This window comes from Demequina sp., from assembly GCF_047975725.1.
Lineage (GTDB): Bacteria > Actinomycetota > Actinomycetes > Actinomycetales > Demequinaceae > Demequina.
Window position 1 is genome coordinate 57,703 of sequence record NZ_JBKEED010000012.1, and the last position, 17,536, is coordinate 75,238.

Genomic DNA, 17,536 nt, shown 5'->3' on the forward strand with positions numbered 1-17,536 from the left:
CGGATCACGGACTCACACGAGGGGAGGGGTCATGACCGATGCGGCGTCGCGTCACCAGCCGGTGATGCTGCAGCGGTGCGTCGACTTGCTCGCCCCCGCGCTCGCCCACGAAGGAGCGGTGGCCATCGACGGCACGCTCGGCATGGGCGGTCACACTGAGGCGATCCTCGAGCAGTGCCCCCAAGCGCGCGTGGTCGGTATTGACCGCGACAAGGACGCCATCGCGCTCGCGTCCGAGCGGCTGGCACGCTTTGGCGACCGGTTCGTGGCCCACCACGCCGAGTACGACGACATCGCCGGGGCCTTGGCGCGCGTTGGCGCGACGCACGCCGACGGGATCCTGCTCGACCTGGGCGTGTCTTCGCTCCAGATCGACGAGGCCGATCGTGGCTTCTCTTACGCGCAGGACGCTCCGTTGGACATGCGCATGAACCGCGAGGACCCTACGACCGCCGCGGACATTCTGCGCGACGCCGACCAGCGCGAACTCACCCGGATCCTGCGCGAGTACGGCGAGGAGCGCTTCGCCGCGCGTATTGCTGAGTCCATCGTGCGGCGCAGAGACACCTCGCCGATCACTCGCAGCGCTGAACTCACCGACATCGTGCGCGCCTGCATCCCCGCCGCCACGCGCCAGCCGGGCTCCAACCCTGCCAAGCGCACCTTCCAAGCGCTGCGCATCGCCGTCAACCGCGAACTTGAGGTGCTCGAGGCCGCGATCCCTGCGGCCGTCGAGGGCGTGGGTGTCGCTGGGCGCGTGGTGGTGATGTCGTATCAGTCGCTCGAGGACCGGATCGTCAAGGTCGCGTTTGCCCACGGCACCACGTCGTCGGCTCCGCCGGGACTCCCTGTCGTCCCCGAGGAGCACCAGCCGTACCTGCGTTCGCTCACGCGCGGCGCAGAGAAGGCCGACGCTGCGGAAGCCGAGTCGAACCCCCGGTCCAAGCCCGTGCGCCTGCGCGCCGTCGAACGTCTCCGTCCCACCCCGCCGTCTCGCTTGAGGAGGGTTTCATGAGTGCCGCACCGTTGAGGAGGCCCACGCCGGCCGTCCCGGTTCAGCCGCGCAAGGCGGCCGCAACGCGACCGCATCTCGCGGCCGTTGCCGCGCCGGAGCAGGCGCGGTCGCTCGTGCCCTTCGCGTGGACGTGCCTGCTGATCGTGGTGGGAGCACTGACGGCGGTGCTGCTGATCAACACGACGATGTCCCAGGGTGCGTACGAGCGCCGGGCACTCAAGATCGAGATCGCCCAGTTGCACCAGCAGCGGGCTTCGCTGGTGAGTGAACTCGAGGCCAACTCCTCGCCCACGCACCTGGCCGCGGCAGCATCGGCGCTCGGCATGGAACTCGCGGATACCCGTGGCTTTATCTCCCTCACTGATGGTGCGGTGCTTCAGCAGGGCAAGGGCTGATGGCGGACGACGAGGGCACGCCGCGCCGCCGGCCCGATGCGCGGGCAGGCTCGCGCGGGGCCGCTCGGCCGGGCGGGCAGGGCGCCCGCCCTCGGCACACGCCCAAGCGAACGGCAGCCTCGGGCCACCAGGGCGGCAGGCCTGCAGGGCCGCGCCCGGTGAAGGCCCGCACGGTCCGCGTTGGGGCGCCGGTCGGTGCTCAGGTGGGCGAACCTCGCAGGCGGCAGTTCTTCATCACCGCGCTGAGTTTGGTGCTGCTGGCCGTCTTCGCGGGCCGGCTAGTCATGATCCAGGGCGTCAACGCCGCTGAGCTGTCGACCGCGGCACTTGAGAACCGACTGTCGACCACCACGAGCGAGCCGCTGCGTGCCGACATCGTGGACCGCAATGGCGTGGTGCTGGCCACCTCGGCCGAGCGCTACCACGTCTTCGTCAACCAGCAGAAGCTCGCCGAATGGCAGCGCATCGAAGACAAGCAGGTGGTGGCCGAAGGTGCCCTCGACGCCGCCGCCATCCTTGCGCCCATCCTCGGGGTGAGCGAGTCCGAGCTGGCCGTCGACCTCGTCGGCGACGCGACGTTCAAGTACATCGCCAAGTACGTGACCCCCGAAACCTGGTCGCTGATCGCGGACGAGAAGATTGCTGGCATCGACCGCGAGAAGGTGACTGAGCGGCTGTACCCCAACGGGGATATCGCAGGCAACATCGTGGGCTTCGTCGGCGGCCGCGAGGATCAACAGGGCAACGACTGGGGCTTGGCTGGTATCGAGGCCTCGTTCGAGGATGAGTTGCTGGGCACTCCTGGTTCGTTGACCTACGAGCGCGGTACTGATGGCACTGTCATCCCGACCGGCGTGCTCGAAGAGGAGGCGGCGGTTCCCGGTTCGGACGTCGTGCTCACCCTCGATCGCGACATCCAGTACTACACGCAGCAGCGGCTGGATGAGGCCGTGGCCCAGACGGGTGCCTCGAGCGGCATCGTCACGATCCAGGACGTCACGACCGGCGAGTTCCTCACGCTTGCGGACTCCGGAACTGTCGATCCCAATGACCCCGGGGCCACCGATGCGTCATCGCGAGGCTCACGCGCCGTCGAAGACGTCTTCGAGCCCGGCTCGACAGCCAAGGTGATCACGGTGGCGGCGGCCTTGGAAGAAGGCATCGCGACACCGACCACGAGGTATGTCGCCCCCTACGAGTACACGACTGCCAACAACCAGACCTTTAAGGACTCGCACGACTACGGCGACCAGAAGCTCACTCTCGCAGGGATCCTCGCGAAGTCGTCGAACACCGGCACGGTCCAGGTGGGTGAGGGGCTGACGGAGGAGCAACGCTACGAGTATCTCGAGGCCTTCGGCCTCGGATCCAAGACGGGCGTAGGCATGCCCTCCGAGTCGGCAGGCATTCTTCACCACTGGAAGGACTGGGACGGTCGCACCAAGTGGGCGGTCCTGTACGGCCAGGGTGTGTCGGTGACGGCCCTGCAGAACAGCCAGGTGTTCCAGACCATCGCCAATGGGGGAGTGCGCCTGCAGCCCACGATCGTCAAGGGCTTCCAGCAGGCTGACGGCACCTTCGTGGAGCGCGAAACGTCCGAGGGTGTGAGGGTCGTCTCCGAGGAGACCGCCGCCCAGGTCATGCTGATGCTCGAAGACGTGACGGAGTCTGGCACGGGCAAGCTCGCCAAGATCGATGGCTATCGAGTGGCGGGCAAGACTGGAACTGCCCAGGCACCTGACGAGACGGGCAAGCTCACACGCATCGTGGCGTCGTTCGTGGGCATCGCCCCGGCCGATGACCCGCGTATTGTCGTATCCGTCATCCTCTTCGACCCGAAGAGCTCGATCTGGGGTGGCGAGGTGGCGGCGCCGGTGTTCTCCGACGTCACGTCATTCGCCCTTCAGGCCTTGCGCGTCGCGCCCTCCGGCCCGGCGGAAGAGATGTATCCGACCACTTGGGAGTGACCGTGCACGAGATGGCGTTGCGCCCTGCGCACACCACAGAACGCACGCTCGCTGACGTCGCCGCGCGTGCCGCAGCAAGCATCCACAGCGCCGATGCGCGGGAAGCGTCGCAGGTACGTGTCACCGGTGCGAGCGTGGACTCCCGCGCCGTGGCCCCTGGCGATCTGTTTGGGGCCTTTACCGGGCTGAAGGTTCACGGCGCGCGCTTTGCGGCGCAGGCGGTGGCCGCTGGTGCGGTGGCGGTTCTCACCGACGCCGCGGGCCTGGCGGAGCTCGAGTCGGCGGGCGTTGACGTGCCGGTACTGGTCGCGGCCGATGCGCGCATGGCGATGGGCGAGGCCGCGGCACTGATCTACGGCGACCCCTCTGCGGACCTCACCTTCGTGGGGGTCACGGGCACCAACGGAAAGACCACCACGGCCTACTTCATCGACAACGCCCTTGCGAGCGTGCACGACCGCCGCGGCATCATGGGCACGGTCGAGCTGCGCATTGGCGACGAGGCGATCGAGTCGCCTCGCACCACGGTCGAGGCGCCAGTGCTGCACGGCCTGCTGGCGCGCATGCGCGAGGAAGGCGTGAGTGCCGCCGTGACCGAGGTGAGCTCACACGCCGCGGCCCTCGAGCGCATCGGCGGCGTGAACTTCTCTGTGGCAGTCTTCACCAACCTGCAGTGGGACCACCTGGACTTCCACGGCACCATGGAGGACTACCTCGCGGCGAAGGCCAAGTTGTTTGCTCCCGGGCGCGCGCAGCGCGGCGTGATCAACGTCGACGACGAGTGGGGCAGGAAGCTCGCCTCGCAGGTCCAGATCCCGTGCGAGACGGTCTCGACCCACCTCGATGACCCGCAGCCGGCCGACTGGGCTGTGACCTGGGCCGACATTGGGCTCGACGGCGTGGGCTCGCAGTTTCGCTTCCGTGCGCCCGACGGCACGGAGTATGACGCGCAGTCACCGCTACCAGGCCTGGTCAACGTCTCGAACGCCCTTGTCGCGATCGTCGCGGCCCATGCGGCGGGTGTGCCGCTCACTGAAGCGATCGACGGGGTGGCGACCGCCCACGAGGTGCCGGGGCGCATGGAGCGCGTGGTCGAGCGCAGCGAGGCCGATCCGCTCGCGATCGTCGACTACGCGCACACCCCCGACGCCCTGACGCTCGCCTTGCAGGGGGTGCGGCCCATCACACCCGGGCGCTTGATCCTCATCTTTGGCTCTGACGGCGACCGGGACCAGGGCAAGCGCCCCGTCATGGGGGCCATCGCCGCTTCCCTCGCGGACGTGATTGTCCTCACCGACGAGAACCCGCGCTCGGAGGAGCCCGCGGCCATTCGCGCCGCGATTCGCGAGGGCATCGCACAGGAGCGCCCCGACCTGCACGACGTCCACGAGGTGGACCCGCGTGTCGCGGCCGTCGAGTACGGCCTGCGGCTCGGAAGGCCGGGAGACACCGTGATCGTGACCGGCAAGGGTCACGAGCCGACACAGGAGATAGCAGGAGTGTTCCACCGCTACAACGACCGCGATGCCTACCTTGGCGCGCACGGCAGGATCACTGCCGAGCGCTCGGGCGAGGCCGTCGCCCCCGCCACCGGCGTCACCGTGCACGTCCACGGACCCATCAATGAGGCCGATGCGCGGGTAGCCGCTCGCTTCAACGCCACCTCAGGAGGGCAGCAGTGAGGGTGCTGACAGCCCAGTGGGTCGCGAACGCGGTGGGCGGGGAACTCGTCGCCGACGTCGACGTGGCGGTGACGAGCGTGGTCAAGGACTCGCGCTTGGCCGGACCAGGTGCGCTCTATGTGGCGTTCGTGGGGGAGCGGGTCGACGGACACGCCTTTGCCCCGCAGGCGTTCGAGGCCGGCGCGGCGCTCGCGCTGGTGTCCCAGCCCGTGGCCGGTCCGCACGTCCTGGTCGACGACGTGGTGGCGGCGCTCGGTCGGCTTGCGAAGGGCTACCTTGCGTTGCTGCGCACCGAGGGCGACCTCACCGTGATCGGCATCACGGGCTCTAACGGCAAGACCACCACCAAGGACCTGCTCGCCCAGGTGCTTCCCGACGTCGTCGCACCGGAGGGCAGCTTCAACAACGAGATCGGCCTGCCCATGACGGTGCTGCGCGCGGACTCGTCGACACGCCACCTGGTGCTCGAGATGGGGGCCTCCGCCCCGGGCGACCTCGCATACCTGACCGACATTGCGCCGCTCGACATCGCCGTCGTGCTGACCGTGGGCAGTGCCCACCTGGGAGGCTACGGGTCGCCCGAGGCGCTCGCCGAGGAGAAGGCAACCCTCGTGGACGGGCTCGTCGCAGGTGGCGTGGCGGTGCTCAACGCCGATGACGCTCGCGTGGCGCCGATGGCGGCGCGCGTCGCCTTGGCGGGCAAGGGCCAGCACGTTGACACCTTTGGCACCGCTCCAGACGCGACCGTGCGAGCCAGCGGCCTGAGCGTCGAACGCGGGCGTGCCCACTTCGACGTGACCGCTGACGGCGCCACTGCCCGAGCCGAGCTGACCCTCGTGGGCGAGCACCACGTGACCAATGCCCTTGCCTCGATCGCCGTGGCTCGTCGCTGCGGGCTCGACCTGGCCCGCGCATCGGCCCTGACGAGCGCCGCCCGGCCGCTCAGCCCCCACCGTATGGCGCTCACCGAGCGCGCCGACGGCGTGTGGATTCTCGACGACAGTTACAACGCCTCGCCCGAGTCGATGAGGGCCGCCCTGCGCGCACTCAAGGACATCGGCACCACGGGCCGCACCTTCGCGGTGGTGGGCGAGATGCGCGAAATGGGTCAGTCCTCCCGCGCGGGTCACGAGGAGATCGGGCTGACCGCCGTGCGCTTGCGGATCGACCACCTGTTGGCAGTGGGTCAGGGCGCCCGGCCCGTCTATGTCTCTGCCGTGCGCGAGGGGTCGTGGGGCGATGAGGCGGCCTACGTGGCTACCATTGACGAGGCCCGCGCGTACCTCGACGAGCGTGTCGCGCGCGGCGATACCGTGCTGATCAAGGCGTCTCACGGCTCAGGGCTGTGGAAGCTGGCCGACGAACTGCTGGGAGTTGATGCATGAGGGCAGTGGTCTTTGCGGGAGGAATCTCGCTGTTCATCGCACTGGTGGGCACGCCGCTGTTCATCCGTTTCCTCACGCGCCACCAGTACGGGCAGTTCATCCGTCAGGACGGTCCCGCGACCCACCTGGTCAAGCGTGGCACTCCCACGATGGGTGGCGTGGTTATCATCCTCGCCACGGCGATGGGCTGGTTGCTCGGAAACCTGCTGACCGGACGCACCCCGTACGCCTCGTCGATGCTCGTGATGCTGCTGATCGTCGGGCTCGGGTTTGTGGGCTTCCTCGACGACTACCTCAAGATCCGGCGCGAACGCTCCCTGGGGCTGAGGGCTCGCTACAAGATCCTGGGCCAGGCGATCGTGGGTATCGCATTCGCCGTGCTCGTGCTCCAGTTCCCCAACAGCCATGACCTCACGCCTGCGTCGACGTCCATCTCCTTCTTGAGGGACACCGCGCTCGACCTCGCCTACTGGGGTCCCGCCGTGGGCATCATCCTGTTCATCCTGTGGGCCAACTTCCTGATCACCGCGTGGTCGAACGCCGTGAACCTCACCGACGGGCTCGACGGCCTCGCCACCGGCGCGTCGCTGATCTTCTTTGGTGCCTACACCATCATCAACATCTGGCAGTACAACCAGTGGTGCGGCTTCGACAACGCCACGAGCCAGTGCTACGAGGTGCGCGACCCGCGAGACCTCGCGATCCTGTGCGCCGCGATCGCAGGCGCGTGCTTTGGCTTCTTGTGGTGGAACGCGAGCCCCGCGAAGATCTTCATGGGCGACACCGGATCCCTCGCGCTCGGTGGCGCCATTGCCGGCGTGACCATCATGTCGCGCACCGAACTGCTCGGCGTGATCATTGGTGGGCTGTTCGTCGTCATCGTCGCGAGCTCGGTGATCCAGATTGGCTACTTCAAGATCTCCGGCGGTAAACGGGTGTTCAAAATGGCGCCGCTGCACCATCACTTCGAGTTGATGGGCTGGGGTGAGGTCACCATCGTGATCCGCTTCTGGATCATTGCGGGCCTCGCGGCGGCCGCAGGCGCCGGCATCTTCTACGCCGAGTGGATCGCGGCGCTGCCGCCAGGGGAGTGAGGGTGAGCGATCCTCGCCACCCCACCGCTGGCAGCCGGGTTCTGATTCTCGGGCTTGGAGTCGCCGGTCGCTCCGCACTCAAGGTGTGTCGCGAGATCGGCGCGGTGGCCACCACCGTCGATCCCGGCACCGCCGATGCCGACCACCGCTCGCTCGAAACGCTCGACCTCAGCGGTTTCGACCTGTGCATGTCGTCGCCTGGCTTCGCCCCGCACCATGCGTGGGTCACCGCCGTGGCCGATGCGGGTGTCGAGATCGTCTCCGAGATGGAGTTTGCGTGGCGGGTGCGGGTTCCTGATGTCCCGTGGGTGCTCATCACCGGCACCAACGGCAAGACCACAACCACCCAGATGGTCGGGGCGATTGCCGAGGCGGGCGGGCTCAACGTTGCCGTGTGCGGCAACATGGGAGTTCCCGTGATCGGTGCCGCGCGCGAGCAGCGGGACCTGGTGGCCGTCGAGATCGCGAGCCTGCAACTGCACTTCACGACCACGCTGTCGCCGCACGCTGCGGTGTGCCTCAACGCCGACGAGGATCACCTCGACTGGCACGGCTCAGTCGAGGCGTACCGCGCGGACAAGGCGCGCGTCTATCGCCACGTCCAGGTGGCGTGCGTGTACCCCGCCCACGACCGGATCGTGGAGGCGATGGTCGAGGATGCCGACGTGGTCGAGGGATGCCGCGCCGTGGGCATCACCCGGGGCAGCCCTTCCGTCTCGCAGATGGGGGTGGTGGACGGCCTGCTGATCGACCGCGCCTTCCACGCGGGACGTCACCGCGAGGCCGTCGAGGTGGGCGCTGTGAGCGACCTGGCGCACCTGGTCGCAGGCGACGTGCCGCCTTACCTCGTGACCAACGCGCTGGCAGCGGCGACCCTGTGTCGCGCCGTCGGCGTCGAGCCCGAGGCCGTGTCGCGCGGGCTTTCCTCGTTTGCGCTCGACAAGCACCGCACCGCCTGGGTGGCGACGGTGGACGACGTGCACTGGGTGGACGATTCGAAGGCCACCAATGCCCACGCCGCGATCGCGGCCTTCGGAGGCCGCGCGCCCTCGTCGGTCGTGTGGATCGCGGGCGGCCAGGCCAAGGGCCAAGAGTTCGACGACCTCATCGAGACCGTGCGGGAGCGTCTGCGGGCGGTGGTGCTGATCGGCGAGGCGCCTGAGCCGCTCGCGAGCGCACTCGCGGGACACGCGGCCGATATCCCCGTGACCCGCATCGGCCCGGGCGACACTGTCATGGAGCAGGCGGTGGCGGCGGCTCGTCGCCTGGCGCAGCCCGGCGACACTGTCCTCCTGTCACCGGCTTGTGCATCATTCGATCAGTTCCGCTCTTACGCGGACAGGGGGGACGCCTTCGCGACAGCGGTAGGTGCTCTCGAGACGTGAGGGAGGCGGCATGACGGCCACGGCATCGCGGCGCACGTCAACATCGTCCGCTCCTTCCGGGTCACCCGTCCTCACGTACTACCTGATTGCGGCAGCGACCACGGTGCTCGTGGTGGTGGGACTCGCGGTGGTGCTGTCCTCCACGTCGATGTCTGCGCTGCGCAGCACGGGGGACAACCCGTACTCGCTGTTCATCATCCAGGTGATCGCCCTGGGGCTGGGCTCGGTGGCATTGGTCATCGGCTCGCGTATGCCGCTCGCGTTCTGGAAACGCGTGGCCTTCCCTATCCTCGCGGCATCGATGGTGTTGCTGCTGCTCGTGTACTTCACGGGTGAAGCCTCCGGCGGAAACAAGAACTGGCTGCGCTTTGGCCCGGTCACCTTTCAGCCATCAGAGGTCGCCAAACTCGGCCTCGCGCTCTTCCTCGGAGTAGCGCTGGCCGTAGGGCGCAAGCAACTCAACACCCTCAAGGGGGCCCTGGTCCCCGGGGGCATCGCTGCCTTGTTGGTGCTGTGCCTGGTGCTGGCGGGGCGCGACATGGGTACCGCGATCGTCATCTGCCTGATGGTCGCCGCGGCCTACTGGGTGGCGGGGCTGCCGCTGCGCTACTTCGCGGTGGCGGTCGGCATGGCCTTGGTGGGGGTCATGGTGCTGCTTCAGGACGGCGACTCCCGCGGTGGCCGCATCGACGCATGGCTCAACCCGGAGACCTGCGACCCGCAGGGCGAGTGCATGCAGACCTTGCACGGCACGTGGGCGCTCGCCTCGGGAGGGTTGTGGGGCCTGGGGCCCGGCATGAGCCGCGAAAAGTGGGGTTACCTGCCCGTCGCAGACTCTGACTTCATCTTCTCGATCATCGGTGAGGAGTACGGCCTGGTCGGCACGGTCACGATCCTGATCGCCTTCGGCATGCTCGCCGTCGCCGTGCACCGCCTCGTGACGCGCCACACGGATCCCTTTGTGCAGATCGCCGCGGCCGCGATTGGCGCGTGGATCATCGGCCAGGCCTCCATCAACATCGCGGTCGTCGTGGGTCTGGCACCCGTGACCGGCGTACCCTTGCCGCTGGTGTCGTCGGGTGGCTCCTCTCTCATCGTGTCGCTCGCCGCCATCGGCGTGCTCATGGCCTTCGCGCGAAGAGAACCCGGCGCCCCCGAGGCGTTTGCCGCGCGCCCATCCGTCGTCAAGAAGTCGTTCGCAGTGGTCGCCAGGAGGCGTCGTGGGTAGTGCAGTCCTGTTGGCCGGCGGTGGAACCGCCGGTCACGTCAACCCCTTGCTGGCCACGGCCGCCGAACTCAGCGCGCGGGGCCATACCGTCGCGGCGCTCGGCACGAGCGAGGGACTTGAGGCGGACCTTGTGCCCCGCGCAGGTGTCGCCTTGCACACGGTGCCCAAGGTGCCGATGCCCCGCAGGCCCTCGGGCGATCTGTTGCGGCTGCCCGGTAACTTGCGAGCGGCCGTTGCCGCCGCATCGGCCGCGATCGATGCCAGTGGAGCGCGGGCCGTCGTGGGTTTTGGCGGCTACGTCTCCACTCCCGCGTACCTCGCTGCACGGCGCGCCAAGCTGCCCATCATCGTGCATGAGGCCAACGCGCGGCCCGGGGTAGCCAACCGACTTGGCGCGCGCATGACTGACCGCGTCGCGGTGACGTTTCCCGACACCCCGCTGCGTGGCGCGGTGCTGACGGGCCTGCCGCTGCGCCCGGAGATTGCGCAGCTCGCGGGAGTCCTCGCGGATCCGGCAGCGGGGCAGCGCGCTCGGGCCGCCGCACGCGCGGTCGCCGGGTGGAGCGCCGATGCGCCGGTGCTGCTGGTGACGGGCGGTTCGCTGGGCGCAGCAAGCGTCAACGCAGCGGTGGTCGCTGCCGTGCCCGAACTTGTCGCCCGTGGGGTGCACGTGTGGCACCTGACCGGACGTGGCAAGGCCGAGCAGGCGCACGCGGTGCGCGAGGCGCTGTCCGGCGCCGACCGTGAGTGCTACCGCGTCGAGGAGTACAGCCACGACATGGCGACAGCGCTGGCCGCCGCGGGCGCCGTGGTGTGCCGCGCCGGAGCGGCGACCGTGTGTGAGCTGACGGCACTGGGCCTGCCCGCGATGTACGTGCCGCTGCCGCACGGCAACGGCGAGCAGGCCGACAACGCCCGGCCCGCCCAGCAGGCGGGCGCCGCGAGCATCGTCGACGACGCCGACCTCACCGCAGCGGCGGTGGCACAGGGCGCCGAGCGCATGCTGCTCGATGGCGAGGCCGCCCAAGCCATGCGGGCCGCCACAGACAAGATCGCGATCCGCGACGGCGCGGCACGACTGGCAGACCTGATTGAGGGAGCACTGTGACTGTGGGGGTGAAGCGATGAGCGGCACCATGCACTTCATCGGCGTGGGTGGCTCGGGCATGTCCGCCGTGGCGCGTCTGGTGGCGGCGCGCGGGATCACCGTGTCCGGCTCCGACCAGCGCGAATCCGCGTACTTCCGTGCGCTGCGCGAGGCCGGCATGGACGTGCGGATCGGTCACGACGCCGCCTTCGTCGAGGGCGTGGACGCCGTCGTGATCTCCTCGGCCGTGCGCGAGACCAACCCCGAACTGGCCGCCGCTCGCGAGCTGGGCATCCCCGTCATGCACCGCTCCGAGGCGCTCGTGTATGCACTCGAAAACGACCGCTTGGTCGCCGTCGCGGGTTCGCACGGGAAGACCACGACCTCCGCGATGGTCGCGCACGCGCTCCACGCCGCGGGGATCGATGCGTCCTTCGCGGTGGGTGCGCGCGTGCTCGGTGTCGACGGTGCCGTGGCGGGCGGCTACGCGGGCGCCGCAGGCATCGCGGTGGTCGAGGCCGACGAGTCGGACGGCTCGTTCCTGCGCTACCACCCCGAGGTGGGGATCTTGCTCAACATCGAGCCCGACCACCTTGACCACTACGGCACCGTCGAGGCACTCGAGCAGGCCTTCGTGGACTTCGCACTGTCGTGCCGCGTGCTCGTCGCGTGCGCCGACGACCCCACTGTGGCGCGCATCGCTGTGCTTGCCCAGCGTTCCGGCGTCAAGGTGGTGACGTACGGGGCCCAGGCGAGCGCATCGGCCGATATCACTGTCACCCCCACCCACCTCTCCCGTCAAATGGATCCATTTGGTGCAGGAGTGGGCGCCGCCACACGAGAAAATGGATCCATTTTCTGGGACGAGGGGGGTGAGTGGGCGCTTGAGGTCGCCGCGCCCGGCGATCACCAGCGCCTCAATGCCGCGGGCGCGTGGGCGGCCGCCGTCGTGATGGGCGCCGATCCCTCCCTGGCAGCCGCCTCCTTCGCTTCCTTCGCCGGCACGGGCCGGCGCTATGAATGGCGCGGCGAGGCTGCTGGCGTGACGGTCATCGACGATTACGCGCATCACCCCACCGAGGTGGCCGCCGTGCTGGCCGCCGCGCGCTCGACCGGAGTGGGCCACCTGGTCATCCTGTTCCAGCCCGCCTTGTTCACGCGCACGCAACTGCATGCCGCGAACTTTGCCGCGGCGCTGTCGATCGCCGATGCCGACGTGGTCATTGCAGGCGTGCACGGTGACCGCGAGGACCCGATCCCTGGCGTGACGTCGGACAGCATCCTTCAGCACATGACGGTGCCCGAGGGCTCGTCCGCGCAGGTGGTGGAAGACCTGCGAGAGGCCGCTCAGGTGGCCGCTTCGCTCGCGCGCCCCGGCACGCAGGTCATGACCGTGGGCTCGGGCACTGTGACCCTTGCCGCCGACTGGATACTCGACGCCCTGCGCGAGCGCTCGGATGGCTGAGCAGCGCCGTCCCGCGAGGCCCACGCGCCCGCGCAGGGCCGATGCGCCCTCGCCTGGCGCACAGAAGTCACCTGCTCAGCGCTCGGCAGCACGGCCGGCATCCGGGCAGCAACCCACCTCCGGCAACAAGCCCGCCTCCGGCAAGAAGCCTGTCGCCCCCCGGCACGCCAAGCAGGCCAGCGCGCCCCGCTCGTCGCAGGTGCGCATCAGTGCTCCGTGGCAGCGCACCGCTGCCACCCCCACCAAGTCCGCGCGGCCGGAGGCCAAGCGGACGGCGCCAACGGCATCGGCACCTTCACGCGCATCGGCAGCCACGGCATCGGCACCGCGTACGGCGCCCACGTCGCCGCGGCCGCTACGTGACGCATCGGCCCCGAGCGTGTGGCAGCGTGGCCTGGCCACGGTGTCGGGCGGACGGTGGGGTGCGACGGCCTCTGCGAGCGATCACCCCGCTGTGAGCCGGCCCGAGCGCGCCACGGGAACGGTGGCGACGCCGTGGGCGAAGCTGGCGGCAACGCCGTCGACCGTGACGACCCGGATGGAAGAGCGTCTACGCGAGCGTCGCAGCGCGAGCCGCAGGCTGCTCACGCTCAAGTGGGCCAAGCGAGCGGGTGTCCTCGCCGGTGTGGCGGGTGCGACGTGGCTGCTCCTGTTGTCTCCCGTGTTCTCCTTTGACGCGGACAATCTTGAGGCGTCGGGGTTCGGCACCGTGGTGGACCCCGCTGAGGTGCAAGAGATCGTCGCTCAGTCCGACGGCAAGGCGTTGGCCTTGGTCAACGTGGGGCACGTCCAGGATCAGCTTGAGGAACTCGTGGGTGTGCGCGAGGCGACGGTGGAGCGCGTGTGGCCCTCGGGGCTGCGCGTCACGCTGGCGTCGTCGGAGCCCGTCGCCGCGATCCCGCTCGCCGACGGCACATTCGCGCTTGTGGACGATGGCGGCGTGCAGGTTGCCCAGGCCGAGGCGGCCCCCAGCGATCTGCCGATCCTCTCGGTGCCCTTGGGCGAGGAGGACTCCCGCATTCTTGACGGCGTGATCGCAGTGGTCGACGAGATGCCTGCGGAACTTCGCGAACGTATTCAGGACATCGAGGCGCAGACGGAGGACTCGATCCACTTTGTGCTCAGGGACGGGCCCGCAGTCGAGTGGGGCAGCTCGGAGCAGTCCGCGCTCAAGGCCGAGGTGCTGCTCGTGCTCCTGAAGGACGCCAAGGACGCCAAGGTCATCGACGTGTCCGCGCCGACGCTGCCGACCGTCAGCTAGTCCCCTCGCGCGCGGCGCGCGTGGTCGCGACGATCCCGGCGACCACGGCCACGAGCATGCCCACGAGGGCGAACCCGAGCACCGCGCCGGCGTCGATGCCAAAGGACATCAGCATGAGTGCCCCGAACATGAGCGTCACGCACGCCACGGTCCACGCCATCATCGCCACGCCCGAGCCGTACACGCGAGCTGCGTTGGCCTCCGTGATGTCGACGGGGTAGTTGAACGTATGGGGATAGCGTGCGGCGACGACCAGCCCTGCGACCATCACGATCCAGACAGCGGCGAGGACGAGGACGGACCATCGTGGGCCATATCCGTCCACGTCTCCTGCGGCATTCCAGTGAATCGGGATGGTCTCGGGCAAGGTCGAGTAGGCGATGAGTGCTGCGAGGCTGCCCGCCGTAGTCACCGCGATGCTCGCCCAGAGGAGGACCTTGGTGGTTCGGCTGATGCGTGGCGTGGCACGCGGTCGTGGGGGAGAGGCCAGCATGCACTCGACGCTAACAGGGGTGCGGCGCGGGCCTGTTAGCTTCGGGCGGGGTAGTGCCGCACGATCGTGCTGGCGGCACATTTTCTCGCCGCGTTTATCGCGCGACACGCGCGCGCTTGCGGCGCACGTGACGTATGCGGCCGTACCGTCGTGCGTGGAAGAAGTTGACATAACTATAACCTTCAACTTGAAGGTTAAGGTTGGGAGAGGGTCTCATGGCCGCAGCGCAGAACTACATCACCGCCATCAAGGTCGTCGGCGTGGGCGGCGGTGGCGTGAACGCCGTCAACCGCATGATCGACGTGGGCCTCAAGGGCGCCGAATTCATCGCCATCAACACTGACGCTCAGGCGCTGTTGATGTCCGATGCCGACGTCAAACTCGACATTGGCCGCGAGCTCACCAGGGGACTGGGCGCGGGCGCCGACCCCGAGGTTGGCCGCCAGGCAGCCGAGGACCACGAGGACGAGATCGCCGATGCGCTCAAGGGCGCCGACATGGTGTTCGTCACCGCGGGTGAGGGAGGTGGCACCGGTACGGGTGGCGCTCCCGTCGTCGCACGCATCGCCCGCGGGCTGGGCGCCCTGACCGTCGGAGTGGTCACCCGCCCGTTTAGTTTCGAGGGCCGTCGCCGTGCCGACCAGGCCGACGCCGGTATCCAGCGTCTGCGCGAAGAGGTCGACACCCTCATCGTCATCCCCAACGACCGCCTGCTCGACATCGACGACGCTGAGCTGTCGATCCTGGGCGCGTTCGCCGCGGCGGACCAGGTGCTCCAGGGCGGTGTGCAGGGCATCACCGACCTGATCACCACGCCCGGTTTGATCAACGTCGACTTCAACGACGTCAAGTCGGTCATGCAGGGCGCGGGCACCGCGCTCATGGGTGTGAGTTCCTCTCGCGGCGAGCAGCGTGCGCTCGAGGCCGCTGAAGGCGCGATCTCGTCGCCGCTGCTCGAGGCCTCGATCGAGGGTGCGCACGGCGTGCTGCTGTCGATCGCTGGTGGCTCGAACCTCGGCATCAAGGAGGTCGAGACCGCGGCTCGCCTGGTGCGCGAGGCCGCTCACGCCGAGGCGAACATCATCTTCGGAACGGTCATCGACGACTCGCTCGGCGACGAGCTGCGCATCACGGTCATCGCTGCCGGCTTCGACGGCGGCGCGCCCACCACGCGTCACCGCACCGGCGCACTCGGCACCATCGACGGCGCACGGAGCACCCCGGCGGCCGAGGCGAAGGAGCCCGTGAAGGTGCCGGTCGAGACGTCCTCTGCGCCTGTTCCGCAGGCCATCGACGCCGACGATGACGCCGCGGAGCCTGCACCCACCACCGACACACTCGACGTGACCCCGGTGCGTAAGGAAGCTGACACGCTCGACGTCCCCGAGTTCCTGCGGTAAGTGAGGGTGATTGACGCCGGGCTCGACGTCCGCGCGTTCTTCACCACCCGCGACGGCGGCGCCAGCGCGCCGCCGTTCGCGGGGCTGAACCTCGCGACCCATGTGGGCGACGACCCGGCAGCCGTCGCGTCCAATCGGGATGCCGTCGCGCGGCATGCCGGAGCACCTGTCACCTTCCTGACGGCCGAGCATGGCATCGCTGTCGCGCACATCACTGAGCCAGGTCAGGTGGGTCCTACGGCCGATGCGCTTGTCACCAACGTGCCAGGCGTCGCCCTGGCCGCGATAGCGGCCGATTGCGTGCCGATCCTGCTGCACGATGCTGCGTCCGGCGCTGTCGCTGCCGTGCATGCAGGCCGTGAGGGGCTGTTCGCTGGCGTCATCGACGCCGCCGTCGCGGCCCTCATCGACCTGCGTGGTGGGCCTCGCGTGACAGGAAAGCTCAGCGCCTCCATCGGCCCTGCTGTGTGTGGCCGGTGCTACGAAGTTCCAGCGCAACTGCGGGCCCGAGTCGCTGCCAGGCATCCATCGGCGCTGTCCTCCACCCGCATCGGCACCCCTGCGCTGGACTTGCCTCGCGCGGTTGAGACACGTCTTGCGGAACTGGGCTGTCATCCGATCGTGCGCTCACGGCTGTGCACGGTGGAGAACGAAAACCTGTTCTCGCATCGGCGCGACGGGGTCACCGGGCGTATTGCCGGAGTGATCGTGTGCCCGTAAGCAGCCGCAATTCATGCGGCACTCAATCCGGGGCGGCGTGTCGTTACCGGCACGTATGCCGCGAGCGACCTACCGTTGCGATAACGCACGAATTTTCCTAAGGAGCCCACGATGAGCGCGATGCGCAAGGCGATCCAGTACCTCGGCTTCGACGTGAGCCAGCACGAGGAGTACGACTACGCGGACGACGAGCTCGCTCCCGTGACGAACATCCACGACATGACCGAGGTGCGCGAGCGCCACGAGGCTCCTGCACGCGCCGTGCGCAATGAGCGCCAGCGCACCCCCGGTGCGAGCGTCAGCGCCAACGACCTGCGTCGCATTCAGACCGTCAAGCCGCGCACGTACAACGACGCGCGTCTGATTGGCGAGGCGTTCCGCCAGGGCGTGCCCGTCATCATGAACCTCACCGAGATGTCCGACGCCGACGCCAAGCGTCTGGTGGATTTTGCGGCCGGCCTGTCGTTTGGCCTGCACGGCTCGATCGAGCGCGTCACGACGTCGGTGTTCCTACTGTCGCCCGCGCACGTGGAGATTGGCATGGACACGCCCCAGAAGGCGGAGCCCGTCGAGAGTGAGTTCTTCAACGAGCGCTAGGCTCCGTTAGGCTCACCAGGTGGCATTCATCTTTAACGCGCTTCAGTTCGCGCTGTGGCTATTCATGCTCGTGCTGTTCGCGCGAGTGATCCTGGGACTTGTGCTGTCGCTCGCGCGCGACTGGCACCCGACCGGCGTATCGATGGTGCTGACGGAGGCCGTGTTCTCCATCACGGATCCTCCACTCAAGGCGCTGCGCAAGGTCATTCGCCCGCTCCAGTTGGGTGCGGTGCGCCTGGATCTCGCCTTTCTGGTGCTGTTCTTCAGTTGCTACCTGGTGAGCTTCGTCCTCACGATGATGGAAGCCGTCGTCGTCGGACCAGCCTGATCCCTTGAGTGGCGCCCCCCAGGTGCCGATGAAC

General features: G+C 68.7%; 16 protein-coding genes. 15 read left to right on the forward strand and 1 reads right to left on the reverse strand.

Features of this window, described 5'->3' with window-relative positions; genetic code table 11:
- Window positions 1-31: 31 nt before the first annotated feature.
- The 11 genes from rsmH to ACK5NO_RS04075 all read left to right on the forward strand — a co-directional run bounded on the left by rsmH (window position 32) and on the right by ACK5NO_RS04075 (window position 13,964).
- Window positions 32-1,015, forward strand: a complete 984-nt coding sequence (rsmH, locus tag ACK5NO_RS04025; RefSeq protein ID WP_416811382.1) for a 16S rRNA (cytosine(1402)-N(4))-methyltransferase RsmH — start codon at window positions 32-34, stop codon at window positions 1,013-1,015.
- Window positions 1,012-1,410 (forward strand): hypothetical protein, encoded by a 399-nt coding sequence (locus ACK5NO_RS04030; protein WP_416811383.1) that lies wholly within the window; start codon window positions 1,012-1,014, stop codon window positions 1,408-1,410. The genes rsmH and ACK5NO_RS04030 overlap by 4 nt, the downstream gene beginning before the upstream one ends.
- Before the next feature lie 203 nt (window positions 1,411-1,613).
- Entirely contained in the window at window positions 1,614-3,377 is a 1,764-nt protein-coding gene (locus tag ACK5NO_RS04035) for a peptidoglycan D,D-transpeptidase FtsI family protein (protein WP_416811384.1), read from the forward strand.
- Between the two features lie 11 nt (window positions 3,378-3,388).
- A complete protein-coding gene (locus ACK5NO_RS04040) occupies window positions 3,389-5,059 on the forward strand; it encodes a UDP-N-acetylmuramoyl-L-alanyl-D-glutamate--2,6-diaminopimelate ligase (protein WP_416811385.1) in 1,671 nt (556 codons plus the stop codon).
- Complete coding sequence (locus tag ACK5NO_RS04045; protein ID WP_416811386.1) at window positions 5,056-6,444, forward strand: UDP-N-acetylmuramoyl-tripeptide--D-alanyl-D-alanine ligase; 1,389 nt, start codon at window positions 5,056-5,058, stop codon at window positions 6,442-6,444. The genes ACK5NO_RS04040 and ACK5NO_RS04045 overlap by 4 nt, the downstream gene beginning before the upstream one ends.
- A complete protein-coding gene (gene mraY / locus ACK5NO_RS04050) occupies window positions 6,441-7,538 on the forward strand; it encodes a phospho-N-acetylmuramoyl-pentapeptide-transferase (RefSeq protein ID WP_416811387.1) in 1,098 nt (365 codons plus the stop codon). The genes ACK5NO_RS04045 and mraY overlap by 4 nt, the downstream gene beginning before the upstream one ends.
- Window positions 7,539-7,540: 2 nt before the next feature.
- Window positions 7,541-8,923 (forward strand): UDP-N-acetylmuramoyl-L-alanine--D-glutamate ligase, encoded by a 1,383-nt coding sequence (gene murD, locus ACK5NO_RS04055; RefSeq protein WP_416811388.1) that lies wholly within the window; start codon window positions 7,541-7,543, stop codon window positions 8,921-8,923.
- A gap of 10 nt (window positions 8,924-8,933) precedes the next feature.
- A complete protein-coding gene (locus ACK5NO_RS04060) occupies window positions 8,934-10,151 on the forward strand; it encodes an FtsW/RodA/SpoVE family cell cycle protein (RefSeq protein ID WP_416811389.1) in 1,218 nt (405 codons plus the stop codon).
- The gene (murG, locus tag ACK5NO_RS04065) at window positions 10,144-11,259 is read left to right on the forward strand and encodes an undecaprenyldiphospho-muramoylpentapeptide beta-N-acetylglucosaminyltransferase (RefSeq protein ID WP_416811390.1); all 1,116 of its coding nucleotides are present in this window, start codon (window positions 10,144-10,146) and stop codon (window positions 11,257-11,259) included. The genes ACK5NO_RS04060 and murG overlap by 8 nt, the downstream gene beginning before the upstream one ends.
- Window positions 11,260-11,275: 16 nt before the next feature.
- Entirely contained in the window at window positions 11,276-12,703 is a 1,428-nt protein-coding gene (gene murC, locus ACK5NO_RS04070) for a UDP-N-acetylmuramate--L-alanine ligase (RefSeq protein ID WP_416811391.1), read from the forward strand.
- A complete protein-coding gene (locus ACK5NO_RS04075) occupies window positions 12,696-13,964 on the forward strand; it encodes a cell division protein FtsQ/DivIB (protein WP_416811392.1) in 1,269 nt (422 codons plus the stop codon). The genes murC and ACK5NO_RS04075 overlap by 8 nt, the downstream gene beginning before the upstream one ends.
- Here the strand turns inward: ACK5NO_RS04075 and ACK5NO_RS04080 are convergent.
- A complete protein-coding gene (locus ACK5NO_RS04080; RefSeq protein ID WP_416811393.1) occupies window positions 13,957-14,457 on the reverse strand; it encodes a DUF1648 domain-containing protein in 501 nt (166 codons plus the stop codon). The genes ACK5NO_RS04075 and ACK5NO_RS04080 overlap by 8 nt on opposite strands.
- A gap of 215 nt (window positions 14,458-14,672) precedes the next feature.
- On the opposite strand from ACK5NO_RS04080, the gene ftsZ reads away from it, so the two are divergent.
- The 4 genes from ftsZ to ACK5NO_RS04100 all read left to right on the forward strand — a co-directional run bounded on the left by ftsZ (window position 14,673) and on the right by ACK5NO_RS04100 (window position 17,502).
- On the forward strand, window positions 14,673-15,857 hold the full coding sequence (gene ftsZ / locus ACK5NO_RS04085; RefSeq protein WP_416811394.1) for a cell division protein FtsZ: 1,185 nt from the start codon (window positions 14,673-14,675) through the stop codon (window positions 15,855-15,857).
- Entirely contained in the window at window positions 15,858-16,577 is a 720-nt protein-coding gene (pgeF, locus tag ACK5NO_RS04090) for a peptidoglycan editing factor PgeF (RefSeq protein ID WP_416811395.1), read from the forward strand.
- A gap of 111 nt (window positions 16,578-16,688) precedes the next feature.
- Window positions 16,689-17,174 carry a cell division protein SepF gene (locus ACK5NO_RS04095; RefSeq protein WP_416811396.1) on the forward strand — a complete coding sequence of 162 codons (486 nt, stop codon included), beginning with the start codon at window positions 16,689-16,691 and terminating at the stop codon, window positions 17,172-17,174.
- Window positions 17,175-17,193: 19 nt separating this feature from the next.
- Window positions 17,194-17,502 carry a YggT family protein gene (locus ACK5NO_RS04100; protein ID WP_416811397.1) on the forward strand — a complete coding sequence of 103 codons (309 nt, stop codon included), beginning with the start codon at window positions 17,194-17,196 and terminating at the stop codon, window positions 17,500-17,502.
- Window positions 17,503-17,536 lie beyond the last annotated feature (34 nt).

Coding starts and splice junctions, on each gene's coding strand:
- ACK5NO_RS04040 (WP_416811385.1), top strand. CDS start 3,389: ATGGCGTTGCGCCCTGCGCACACCACAGAACGCACGCTCGCTGACGTC.
- ACK5NO_RS04080 (WP_416811393.1), bottom strand. CDS start 14,457: ATGCTGGCCTCTCCCCCACGACCGCGTGCCACGCCACGCATCAGCCGA.
- rsmH (WP_416811382.1), top strand. CDS start 32: ATGACCGATGCGGCGTCGCGTCACCAGCCGGTGATGCTGCAGCGGTGC.
- ACK5NO_RS04060 (WP_416811389.1), top strand. CDS start 8,934: ATGACGGCCACGGCATCGCGGCGCACGTCAACATCGTCCGCTCCTTCC.
- murC (WP_416811391.1), top strand. CDS start 11,276: ATGAGCGGCACCATGCACTTCATCGGCGTGGGTGGCTCGGGCATGTCC.
- mraY (WP_416811387.1), top strand. CDS start 6,441: ATGAGGGCAGTGGTCTTTGCGGGAGGAATCTCGCTGTTCATCGCACTG.
- ACK5NO_RS04075 (WP_416811392.1), top strand. CDS start 12,696: ATGGCTGAGCAGCGCCGTCCCGCGAGGCCCACGCGCCCGCGCAGGGCC.
- ftsZ (WP_416811394.1), top strand. CDS start 14,673: ATGGCCGCAGCGCAGAACTACATCACCGCCATCAAGGTCGTCGGCGTG.
- ACK5NO_RS04030 (WP_416811383.1), top strand. CDS start 1,012: ATGAGTGCCGCACCGTTGAGGAGGCCCACGCCGGCCGTCCCGGTTCAG.
- ACK5NO_RS04095 (WP_416811396.1), top strand. CDS start 16,689: ATGAGCGCGATGCGCAAGGCGATCCAGTACCTCGGCTTCGACGTGAGC.